The following is an 11,056-nucleotide window of genomic DNA, read 5'->3' as shown; positions in this document are numbered from 1 at the left end:
CATCACCCGCAGCCGCCTCGGACGCCTCACCCGCCAAGGCTTCCTCACCCAACCCGGACGAGGCCGCTACCAGAAACGGACTTAACGTCCACTCAAAGGACAACTCGACCTCGAACGCCACGGAGCCAGGACCCCAGCCGGAGTCCTGGCCCGCATCGGACAACGCATCCTGGCCCTGACCGCCGACATCTGGCACAACCGGGCCAACGGAACACCGATCACACGCAGCCTGATCGCCTACGACCACTGACCAGCACTTCGGACTTACTCGTCTAGGTGAAATAGGTGAAATGTCAGATATGAGTGCAACCAAAACTGCAACCAGGAACGCAGAAGGCCCCGGCCGGTTTCCCGGTCGGGGCCTTCAAGTGCCCGGTGAGGCACTGGCGGAGGATACGAGATTCGAACTCGTGAGGGGTTGCCCCCAACACGCTTTCCAAGCGTGCGCCCTAGGCCTCTAGGCGAATCCTCCGCCGCAAACAATACAAGACGCCGAGGGGTGCTCGCGAACGTGATCCAGAACGGGGTCACGCGGTCGGGATCGGGGGGCCGCGGGGGTCCTGGGATCGGGTACCCTTGGCGGAGCCCCTCACGTGGCGCTATCTGACTGAACTCCCCCAGGGCCGGAAGGCAGCAAGGGTAGGTCGGCTCTGGCGGGTGCGTGGGGGGCGCTTGCGTTCCCGGGTTGTCGGTGGGCGCCTATAACCTCGTATACGTGTCGTCTCTCGCGCTGTACCGCCGCTACCGCCCCGAGTCCTTCGCCGAGGTCATCGGGCAGGAGCATGTCACCGACCCGTTGCAGCAGGCCCTGCGGAACAACCGGGTCAATCACGCGTACCTGTTCAGCGGGCCGCGCGGCTGTGGCAAGACGACCAGTGCGCGCATCCTCGCGCGCTGTCTGAACTGTGAGCAGGGTCCCACTCCCACGCCCTGCGGGGAGTGCCAGTCCTGCCGTGACCTGGCGCGGAACGGGCCGGGTTCGATCGACGTCATCGAGATCGACGCCGCCTCCCACGGTGGTGTGGACGACGCCCGTGACCTGCGGGAGAAGGCCTTCTTCGGCCCCGCCTCCAGCCGGTACAAGATCTACATCATCGACGAGGCGCACATGGTCACCTCGGCGGGCTTCAACGCCCTGCTGAAGGTGGTCGAGGAGCCGCCGGAGCACCTCAAGTTCATCTTCGCCACCACCGAGCCGGAGAAGGTGATCGGGACGATCCGGTCCCGTACGCACCACTATCCGTTCCGGCTCGTGCCGCCCGGCACCCTGCGGGACTACCTGGGCGAGGTCTGCGGGCGCGAGGGCATCCCCGTCGCGGACGGGGTGCTGCCGCTCGTCGTCCGCGCGGGCGCCGGGTCCGTGCGTGACTCGATGTCCGTGATGGACCAGCTGCTCGCCGGCGCCGCCGACGACGGTGTGACATACGCCATGGCGACCTCTCTTCTCGGCTATACGGACGGGTCCCTGCTCGACTCGGTCGTCGACGCCTTCGCCGCCGGTGACGGCGCGGCGGCCTTCGAGGTCGTGGACCGCGTCATCGAGGGCGGCAACGACCCCCGCCGCTTCGTCGCCGACCTGCTTGAGCGGCTGCGCGACCTGGTGATCCTCGCCGCCGTTCCGGACGCCGCCGAGAAGGGGCTCATCGACGCCCCCGTGGACGTCGTGGAGCGCATGCAGGCGCAGGCGTCCGTGTTCGGGGCGGCCGAACTGAGCCGCGCGGCCGACCTGGTCAACTCCGGACTGACCGAGATGCGGGGGGCCACCTCGCCCCGGCTCCAGCTGGAGCTGATCTGTGCGCGCGTGCTGCTGCCCGCCGCCTTCGACGACGAGCGGTCGCTCCAGGCCCGGATCGACCGGCTGGAGCGCGGCGCCGCGGCAGCCCCGGCCCCTGCCGCCGTCTTCACCGCCGGTTCGCCCGCGCCCGCCATGGGGTACGTCCCCGGGCCCGACGCCCACACGCCGATGGCGCCGCCTCCGCCCGCCCCGGTCCCGCAGGCTCCCGCCCCGCAGGCCCCAACCCCGCAGGCCCCCGCCCCGCAAGCTCCCGCGCCCGCGCCCGTACAGCAGCAGCCCGCCGCCGAAGGGCCCCGGCCCGGTGCCTGGCCCGGGGCCGCGACCCCCGCCGCGGCGGCCGCCCCCGGCGCCTGGCCGGGCGCCTCCACCCCCGCCCCCCACGTCCCCGCGCCCCAGGCCGCCGCGCCGCCGGCCGCCCCCGCCCCCGCTCCTGCCGGCGACATGACGCAGGGCGCCGCCCAGGTGCGGAACATGTGGCCGTCGATCCTCGACGCGGTCAAGAACAGGCGCCGTTTCACCTGGATCCTGCTCAGTCAGAACGCCCAGGTGGCCGGGTTCGACGGCACCACCCTCCAGCTCGGCTTCCTCAACGCGGGCGCGCGCGACAACTTCGCGAGCAGCGGCAGCGAGGACGTCCTGCGCCAGGTCCTGGCCGACCAGTTCAACGTGCAGTGGAAGATCGAGGCGATCGTCGACCCCTCGGGCGGTGCGACCCCGCCGCCCGCCGCTACCGGCTTCGGGGGCGGACGCCCGGCCCAGGCTCCCGCCCCGCAGCAGCCGTGGCCTTCCTCACAGCAGACCCAGCAGACCCAGCAGACCCAGCAGAGTCAGCAGTCCCAGCCCTCGCATCAGCCCCCGCGCGCGGCCTCCGCCGCGCCGGCCCAGCAGGCGCCCGTGGCCGCTCCCGTACCCCAGAGCCAGCCGCAGTCCCCGCCGCCCGTCGCGCCCGAGGACGACGTGCCGGAGGAGGACGACCCGGACCTCGTCGACTCCGCCCTGTCCGGCCACGACCTCATCGTGCGCGAGCTCGGAGCCACCGTTGTGGAGGAATACACGAACGAGTAGGGACGTCTCGCTCGGTGGCCCGCACAAGGGGCATCCCGCCACGCGGGCTACTCTGGCTGACGTGAAGGTCCTCGTCATCGGCGGCGGCGCCCGCGAACACGCCCTGTGCCGCTCTCTCTCCCTCGATCCCGACGTCACCGCTCTGCACTGCGCGCCCGGCAACGCCGGAATCGCGGAGGTCGCCGAGCTGCACCCCGTCGACCAGCTGGACGGCGAGGCCGTCGCGCGGCTCGCCGCCGACCTCCAGGCCGGCCTGGTCGTCGTCGGCCCGGAGGCCCCGCTCGTCGCGGGTGTCGCCGACGCCGTCCGCGCGGTCGGCATCCCCTGCTTCGGCCCGTCCGAGCAGGCGGCGCAGCTGGAGGGCTCCAAGGCGTTCGCCAAGGACGTCATGGCCGGCGCGGGCGTCCCGACCGCCCGCAGCTACGTCTGCACCACCCCCGAGGAGATCGACGAGGCGCTCGACGCCTTCGGCGCTCCGTACGTGGTGAAGGACGACGGCCTCGCGGCCGGCAAGGGCGTCGTGGTCACCGACGACCTGGCGGAGGCGAGGGCGCACGCACTCGCCTGCGTGTCACAGCGTCGCGGAGCGACTCCTTCCGGGGCGGTGGCGGGCGACGGGCGGGCCGTCATCGAGGAGTTCCTGGACGGCCCCGAAGTCTCCCTCTTCGCGATCACCGACGGCGTCACCGTCCTCCCGCTCACCCCCGCGCAGGACTTCAAGCGCGCGCTCGACGGCGACGAGGGCCCGAACACCGGCGGCATGGGCGCGTACTCGCCGCTGCCCTGGGCCGACCCCAAGCTGGTCGACGAGGTCATGGCCACCGTCCTCCAGCCGACGGTCGACGAGCTGCGCCGCCGCGGCACCCCGTTCCAGGGCCTGCTGTACGCGGGTCTGGCGATCACCAGCCGTGGCGTACGGGTCATCGAGTTCAACGCCCGCTTCGGCGACCCGGAGACCCAGGTCGTCCTGGCCCGGCTGCGGACCCCCCTCGCGAGCGTCCTGCTGAACGCCGCCAACGGCACCCTCGACAGCGAGCCGCCGCTGAACTGGCACGAGGACGCGGCCGTGACCGTGGTCGTCGCCTCGCACAACTACCCGGCCACGCCGCGTACGGGCGACCCCATCGAGGGTCTGGACGAGGTCGCGGCGCAGGATGCACCGCACGCGTACGTCCTGCACGCCGGGACGAAGCGGGAGGGCGACGCGATCGTGAGCGCCGGCGGCCGTGTGCTGTCGGTCACCGCGACCGGAAAGGACCTGGCGCAGGCCCGCGAGCGGGCGTACAAGGCGGTCGGCCGCATCCGTCTGGACGGCTCGCAGCACCGTACGGACATCGCGCGCAAGGCCGCGGGGGAGTGAACCTCTAACCGCCCCGAACCGTCATCACCTTTGCCCAAAGCCATTCCATCGAGTGACGGCTGAGCCATCCGGATGACGCCTGTCGACGCCCCAACTAGGGTGCGGCGCAGGCGTTCCGGCACTTGGCCCACCGGCATTGCGATGTCAGTGGGGGGTGCCACAGTGGGGGAGTGAGCAACACCGCCACAGGCAGTCCCGACGAGGGCAGGAGGGGGTGATGTACGGCGTGTCCGGTACCGGTTCGGTTCCCGGCGAGGAGTTGGGTGCGCGCGCCGCGCGCTCCCGGGCCCTCGGCGTGCTCCGGGTCCGCGGCAGGGCGCTGGGCGTCGCCGTGCTCCCGGCCGCCGCGGCCGTGATCCTGTACGCGGGCGGGGTCACCGGCCATATGACCGGGGCCGGCTGGGACACCGCCCGCTGGCTCACCACCGCGCTCGCGCTGGTCGTCCTGCTCGCCGCGGCGGCCGTCGCCCTGGTGATCGCGCGCTCCCGGCCCGCCGTCACCCCCACCGTCGAGCTCGCCGAGACCTCGGCCCCCGACCTCTACCGCATGGTGCGGGACCTGGCCGACCGGCTCGGCGTCCCCGCGCCCTCCGCGATAGCCCTGACCCCGGACTGCGACAGCTGGCTCGAGGACCGTACGCACCCGGCACACCGCCCGGGGCGTACGGGCGCGCTCCGGCGCTCCACCGAGGCGCCGGTCCTGGTCATAGGCTCCCCCTTCCTCTGGTGGATGCGGGTCGGCGAGCTGCGCGCCGTCCTCGCCCCCGTCGTCGCCGGTACGGCTCCCTCGGCGCACCCCGACATAGCCGCGGCACGCCGCTTCGTCCAGGGCCTCGACGCGGCCGTGGCCGCTCCCCGCACCCCCGGGCTCGACCCGGCCCGCAGGCTCGGCGCGCACGCGATCGCGTGGGTCGCCCGGGTCCTGCTGCGCCTGTGCCGCGGACACGCCGCCGAGATGGAGCGGGGCGTCGCCGTGGCCGGCTCCGAGCGCGCACAGGCTGTGGACTACGGCGTCCGGATCGTCGCCCAGGAGCAGGTCGGCCTCGCCTACGCGGGCTGGGACCGGCTGCTCACCCGCGTCGCGCTGCCCGCCTGGCGGATGGGCCGCTGGCCGTCGAGCCTCGACGTGGGTGTGGTCTCGGCCCTCACCGAGCTGTCCCGCCGCGACCGCCTCGCCGAGGGCTTCGCCTCCCGGCTGGGCGAGCGCCCGGCCTGTGACCTGCTCGAAGAGCCCGGTGTCGTCGACGAGGCCGCCTCGCTGCTCGCCGCCCGGCTCTTCCACGGGGGCCCGGCGGAGGCCGGCCCGGACTGGGCCCCGGTCGACTGGAGCCAGTACCCGGAGGAGGTCGTGGACCGGAAGTGGCGCAGCGACGCTGCCCGCCTCCACCAGGTCCTCGACGAACTGGGCGTCCTACCGACAGGACCGGGCGCCGCCACGGACACAGGCACCGGCACGGGCACAGGGGCCGGCACCGGAATCGGCACGGGTACCCGCAACGCCAACGCCAACGCCAACGGCACCGGCACCGGCAATGGCATCGACTCGGCTCGCGAGACCGCCGGCGGTCCGACGCTGACCCGGGTGATGGCCCACCTGTCGGCCCGCCCCGAGGTGACGGCGACGGCGGACGACACCTTCGGTGCCCCGCCGCCCCCTCCCACGCCCGTTCCCGCGTCCTCCGACGCCGCCGACGGCCTGGACCTCGCCGGGTCGCCCGTCCCCGCGTCCTCCGACGCCGCCGACGATGTGGACCTCGCCGATTCGCCCGTCTCCAACCCCGCCGCCGACACCCTCGCCGCCGCGCTCACCGCCCGCGTCGCGCGCGAGGAGGCCGCCGGGCCCGCCGCGCCCGCACCCGCCCCGCACACCCTGGCGGGAGTCCCCGGGGGCGACACGCTGCCGCTCTTCCCGCTGCAGCCGCCCCGGACCGGGCGTGATCTCCTCGCCGACCATGTGACGGCGATGGTCTGCTGCGCCGCCGTCGACACCGCCGGCGCCGCTCCCGGCCTCGACTGGCTCGACGGCCCCGCGCTCCTCGTCGGCGGTGTGCGGAACACCGACCTCACCGCCCGCGTCCTCGCCCTCGTCGAGGACGGCGACCCCGCCCCCCTGAGCGCCTGGCTCGCCGAGACGGGCGTACGCCCCGAGAAGCCCGTCCGCCTCGTGTGAGCCGGGACGGCCCCGGAAGCTTGCCTTCCGTTCACGTCAATTCGCGACGAACGGTGACGGAGTGCGTGCGTTATGTGATGTGCTGGAGACCGGCACTGACAGCAGCACATGACGGCCCATGACAGCGCATGTGCGACACGACGGCAGACGGCACGCGGGGGAGTCGAGGGAGGGGCGCGCTATGGGGGCGGACCAGATCAGGCGGTGGGAGTCGGGCGCGTACGCCCACGCCGTCACGGACCCCTTCGGCCAGGGCCCCCTGCCCTGGCTGCGCGGTTCGGAGAACTACTTCGACGACACGGGCCAGGTCGTCCCGTGGTACGCCGACGAGACACTGGCCCGCGGCGGCAGCGGCGGTCCGCGCACCGCCGACGACGTACGGCGCCAGATCAAGGGGTTCGCGTCCAACGGAGCCGTGGCGCCCGGCGAGGCGATCGACTTCCACATCACGGTGGACCCGCCGCAGCAGTTCTCGGTCGACATCTACCGGATCGGTCACTACGGAGGCGAGGGCGCCACCAAGGTCACCACCAGCCCCCGCCTCTCCGGCATCGTCCAGCCCGCCCCGCTCGCCGCCGACCGCACGGTCTCCTGCCACCACTGGTGGCAGTCATGGCGCCTGCAGATCCCGGCGCACTGGTCGATCGGCGCGTACGTCGCCGTGCTCACCACCGTCGACGGCTACCGCTCCCACATCCCCTTCACCGTCCGCGACAGCCACCCCGCCGACCTGCTCCTCATCCTCCCGGACATCACCTGGCAGGCGTACAACCTCTATCCCGAGGACGGCCGGACGGGCGCCAGCCTCTACCACGCGTGGGACGAGAACGGCCGGCTCCTCGGCGAGCGGGACGCGGCGATCACCGTCTCCTTCGACCGCCCCTACGCGGGCGCCGGTCTCCCTCTCCACGTCGGCCACGCCTACGACTTCATCCGCTGGGCCGAGCGGTACGGCTACGACCTCGCCTACGCCGAGACCCGTGATCTGCACGCCGGCCGCGTCGCCCCCACCCGCTACCGCGGCCTGGTCTTCCCCGGCCACGACGAGTACTGGTCCGTCCCCATGCGCCGGACCGTCGAACTCGCCCGCGAGCAGGGCACCTCTCTCGTCTTCCTCTCCGCCAACACCATGTACTGGCAGGTGGAACTGGGTCCCTCGCCGTCCGGCATCCCCGACCGGCTCCTCACCTGCCGCAAGCGCCGCGGCCCCGGCCGCTCGGCGCTCTGGCGCGAGATCGACCGCCCGGAGCAGCAGCTCCTCGGCATCCAGTACGCGGGAAGGGTGCCGGAGCCGCACCCGCTGGTCGTACGGAACGCGGACCACTGGCTCTGGGACGCCACCGGCGCCGGCGACGGGGACGAGATCCCCGGCCTGGTCGCGGGCGAGGCGGACCGCTACTTCCCGCGCACCGCGCTCCCCGAGCACCAGGGCCGGATCCTGCTCGCCCACTCGCCCTACCGGGACGGCGAAGGCGCCCTGCGCCACCAGGAGACCTCGCTCTACCGCGCCCCGTCCGGTGCCTGGGTCTTCGCCTCCGGCACCTTCGCCTGGTCGCCCGCCCTGGACCGGCCGGGCCACGTCGACGAGCGGATCCAGCGCGCCACGGCGAACCTCCTCGACCGCATCTGCAAGCGGGACTGATCGACAACGGGGTCTGACCAGGGCTTCGAGGGGTCGCGCGCCGAGTCACCCGGGGAGTGCGAGAGAATCGAACCGCTCCTGGATCAACCTACGCGGAGGAACCGTGTCCGGATTCGTAGAAAAGCCCGAGCCCGTCCAGGTCCCGGGCCTGACCCACCTCCACACGGGCAAGGTGCGTGACCTCTACCGGAACGAGGCCGGCGACCTCGTGATGGTGGCCAGCGACCGCATGTCCGCGTACGACTGGGTCCTGCCGACCGAGATCCCCGACAAGGGGCGGGTGCTCACCAAGCTCTCCCTGTGGTGGTTCGACCGGCTCTCCGACCTCGTCCCCCACCACGTCCTCTCCACCGAGCTGCCGCCCGGCGCCCCCGCCGACTGGGAGGGCCGCACCCTCGTCTGCAAGTCGCTGACCATGGTTCCGGTCGAGTGCGTGGCCCGCGGCTATCTGACCGGCTCCGGCCTCGTCGAGTACGACGCCTCGCGTACGGTCTGCGGCATCCCGCTGCCCGAGGGCCTCAGCGACGGCTCCGAGCTGCCTGCGCCGATCTTCACCCCGGCCACCAAGGCCGCGGTCGGCGACCACGACGAGAACGTGTCGTACGAGGAGGTCGCCCGCCAGGTCGGCGAGGAGACCGCCGCGCTGCTGCGCGACACGACCCTCGCGGTCTACGGCCGGGCCCGCGACATCGCCCGCGAGCGGGGCATCATCCTCGCCGACACCAAGTTCGAGTTCGGCTTCGAGGCCACCGAGGACGGCCCCGTCCTGGTCATCGCCGACGAGGTCCTCACCCCGGACTCCTCCCGCTTCTGGCCCGCCGGCCAGTGGCAGCCGGGCCGCGCCCAGCCCTCGTACGACAAGCAGTTCGTCCGGGACTGGCTGACCTCCCCGGCCTCCGGCTGGGACCGCAGGAGCGAGCAGCCGCCGCCCGCGCTCCCGCAGGAGGTCGTGGACGCCACGCGCGCCAAGTACATCGAGGCGTACGAGCTGCTGACCGGCGCCGCCTGGTCGTAGCCCCCAGCGGTGAACACGAAGAAACCCCCGGTCCGAGAGGACCGGGGGTTTCTTCATCGGAGCGGACGACGAGATTCGAACTCGCGACCCTCACCTTGGCAAGGTGATGCTCTACCAACTGAGCCACGTCCGCATGCGCCGTAGCGCGGAGCCAACTATACCCAACCTTTCTCCCGTGCGAGACGCACCGCCGCGTGACGGTTCTCGGCGCCGAGCTTCGCGGCGGCCGAGGAGAGGTAGTTCCGGACCGTCCCCTGCGAGAGCGAGGCCCGTTCGGCGATCTCCGCGACCGGTGCGCCGTCCGCCGCGAGTTCGAGCACCTCGGCCTCGCGCGCGGTCAGCGGGGAGTCCCCCGCGGAGATCGCGTCGGCCGCCAACTCCGGGTCCACGTAACGGTTTCCGGCGTGTACGGAGCGGATGAGCTCGGCCAGTCGCTGGGCGCTGACGGTCTTCGGCACGAAGCCCCGCACCCCGGCCGCGAGCGCCCGCTTGAGATGCCCGGGGCGGCCGTGGCTGGTCACGATCATGGTGCGGCAGTCGGGGAGTTCGTCGCGCAGGGATGTGGCGACCCTCACACCGTCGAGGCCCGGCATCTGCAGATCGAGGACGGCGACGTCGGGCCGGTGGGCGCGGGCCATGGCGAGAGCCTCGGGCCCGGTGGCGGCCTCGGCGACGACCACGAGATCGTCCTCCAGGGCGAGCAGCGCGGCGAGCGCGCCCCGGATCAGATGCTCGTCGTCGGCGAGCAGCACGCGTACGGGCATGGTCACGCCCCCTCCCGGCCGCTCGGCACGCCTACCGGCACCAGCGCCGTCACCTGGAACGACCCGCCGTCGTGCGGTCCCGCCTCCAGGGTCCCGTCCACTGCGGCGAGCCGTTCCCGAAGCCCCGCGAGGCCCGAGCCCTGCCCCATCACCGCCCCTTCCCGTACGCCGTCGTTCCGTACCGTCAGCAGCACCGAACCGCCCTTCTCCCGCAGCGAGATGCCGCACCGTCGCGCGTCCCCGTGCCGCAGCACGTTGGTCGTCGTCTCCCGCACCACCCAGCCGAGGACCGACTGGACGCCGGCGGGCAGTTCGACGGTGACCGGGTCGATCGCGCAGTCGATCCCCGCGGCGCCGAGCACCCCGCGCGCGCCCTCCAGTTCGACGCGCAGGTCCGCGTCGCGGTAGCCGCGCACCACGTCCCGTACCTCGCGCTGGGACTCCCGCGCGATCCGCTGCACCTCGATCATCTGGTCGACGGCCTCGGGCCGTTCGCGCCGGGCGAGCTGGACGGCGAGTTCGCTCTTGAGCGCGATCACCGACAGGTTGCGGCCCATGACGTCGTGGAGGTCGCGGCCGAAGCGGAGCCGCTCCTCGGCGACGGCGAGCCGGGCCTTCAGGTCGCGGGAGAGCTCCAGCTCCCAGACCATCCTCATCAGCCAGCCGGAGAACCCGCAGGCGGCGACTATGAAGGCACCGCCCGACAGGATGCCGACGGCGTAGCCGAGGGTCTCCCCCAGGTGGGCGCCCGTCGCCGCGACGGCTCCCGCGGTCGCGAGGGCCGCCGCCGGGACCCCGTACAGCATTCGCCGGGGCCGGCGCAGGCACAGGACGAGGCTGCCCAGGGTGAAGGTGACCAGTCCGCTGATCACGGCGGACGCGACCGCGAGGTCGGTGAGCACCGCAGTGGCCCGCAGCGTGATCACAGCCAGTGTGCCGGCCGCCGTCAGGACCGTCAGCGCGATCGCGAGCCGGACCGGCTGCTCGCGCCGGTCCAGCGCCCAGTCCAGGGCGCGGGAGGAGACCACCGCGGTCAGGACGGCATGGGTGCAGACCAGCAGCGCCAGCGCGAGACCGAGGGCCGGAGAGAGGGTGATGTCCCCGGCGCCCGAGAGCGGTACGAGGCCGATGGTGCCGATCTCGATCAGCGCGAAGAAGTGGAAGGTCCACCGTGTGTACAGCTCGACCTTGGCCGCGCTGCTGCGGCCGCTCCACCACCCCGTCAGCCTGGACACGTGCCCGGCC

7 protein-coding genes, 2 tRNA genes, 1 other RNA gene and 1 pseudogene are annotated in these 11,056 nt (G+C 72.9%); 7 read left to right on the top strand and 4 right to left on the bottom strand.

Annotation, left to right across the window (positions count from 1 at the left end; genetic code table 11):
• Nucleotides 1-91 precede the first annotated feature (91 nt).
• Nucleotides 92-250, top strand: a pseudogene (locus ACFUJR_RS27475) (IS982 family transposase); the annotation flags it as partial.
• A gap of 134 nt (nucleotides 251-384) precedes the next feature.
• On the opposite strand, the gene ACFUJR_RS27470 reads toward ACFUJR_RS27475, so the two are convergent.
• Nucleotides 385-472 (bottom strand) — tRNA-Ser (locus tag ACFUJR_RS27470).
• A 108-nt stretch (nucleotides 473-580) separates the two neighbouring features.
• Between ACFUJR_RS27470 and ffs the strand changes: the two genes are divergently transcribed.
• The 6 genes from ffs (at nucleotide 581) to ACFUJR_RS27440 (ending at nucleotide 9,047) form a co-directional block, all read left to right on the top strand.
• An RNA gene (gene ffs, locus ACFUJR_RS27465) (signal recognition particle sRNA small type) lies at nucleotides 581-679 on the top strand.
• 36 nt (nucleotides 680-715) lie between these two features.
• The gene (locus tag ACFUJR_RS27460) at nucleotides 716-2,860 is read left to right on the top strand and encodes a DNA polymerase III subunit gamma and tau (RefSeq protein ID WP_383179585.1); all 2,145 of its coding nucleotides are present in this window, start codon (nucleotides 716-718) and stop codon (nucleotides 2,858-2,860) included.
• Between the two features lie 61 nt (nucleotides 2,861-2,921).
• Nucleotides 2,922-4,220 (top strand): phosphoribosylamine--glycine ligase, encoded by a 1,299-nt coding sequence (purD, locus tag ACFUJR_RS27455; RefSeq protein WP_383179582.1) that lies wholly within the window; start codon nucleotides 2,922-2,924, stop codon nucleotides 4,218-4,220.
• Between the two features lie 217 nt (nucleotides 4,221-4,437).
• Entirely contained in the window at nucleotides 4,438-6,390 is a 1,953-nt protein-coding gene (locus tag ACFUJR_RS27450; protein ID WP_383179579.1) for a hypothetical protein, read from the top strand.
• A 181-nt stretch (nucleotides 6,391-6,571) separates the two neighbouring features.
• Nucleotides 6,572-8,032, top strand: coding sequence for a N,N-dimethylformamidase beta subunit family domain-containing protein (locus tag ACFUJR_RS27445; protein ID WP_383179576.1), 1,461 nt, complete (start codon nucleotides 6,572-6,574; stop codon nucleotides 8,030-8,032).
• A 103-nt stretch (nucleotides 8,033-8,135) separates the two neighbouring features.
• A complete protein-coding gene (locus tag ACFUJR_RS27440; RefSeq protein WP_383179574.1) occupies nucleotides 8,136-9,047 on the top strand; it encodes a phosphoribosylaminoimidazolesuccinocarboxamide synthase in 912 nt (303 codons plus the stop codon).
• A 60-nt stretch (nucleotides 9,048-9,107) separates the two neighbouring features.
• Here ACFUJR_RS27440 and ACFUJR_RS27435 read toward each other — a convergent pair.
• From ACFUJR_RS27435 to ACFUJR_RS27425, 3 genes are all read right to left on the bottom strand, one after another.
• Nucleotides 9,108-9,180: transfer RNA gene (locus ACFUJR_RS27435), tRNA-Gly, on the bottom strand.
• Between the two features lie 22 nt (nucleotides 9,181-9,202).
• Entirely contained in the window at nucleotides 9,203-9,811 is a 609-nt protein-coding gene (locus ACFUJR_RS27430; protein ID WP_383172610.1) for a response regulator, read from the bottom strand.
• A 2-nt stretch (nucleotides 9,812-9,813) separates the two neighbouring features.
• Nucleotides 9,814-11,046 (bottom strand): sensor histidine kinase, encoded by a 1,233-nt coding sequence (locus ACFUJR_RS27425; protein WP_383172581.1) that lies wholly within the window; start codon nucleotides 11,044-11,046, stop codon nucleotides 9,814-9,816.
• Nucleotides 11,047-11,056 lie beyond the last annotated feature (10 nt).

The organism is Streptomyces sp. NPDC057271 (genome assembly GCF_042668715.1).
Classification (GTDB): Bacteria; Actinomycetota; Actinomycetes; order Streptomycetales; family Streptomycetaceae; genus Streptomyces.
Note: the sequence above shows the minus strand (reverse complement) of the source record. Positions and strands in the feature narration are given on the sequence as shown.

Coding starts and splice junctions, on each gene's coding strand:
- ACFUJR_RS27450 (WP_383179579.1), top strand. CDS start 4,438: ATGTACGGCGTGTCCGGTACCGGTTCGGTTCCCGGCGAGGAGTTGGGT.
- ACFUJR_RS27445 (WP_383179576.1), top strand. CDS start 6,572: ATGGGGGCGGACCAGATCAGGCGGTGGGAGTCGGGCGCGTACGCCCAC.
- ACFUJR_RS27430 (WP_383172610.1), bottom strand. CDS start 9,811: ATGCCCGTACGCGTGCTGCTCGCCGACGACGAGCATCTGATCCGGGGC.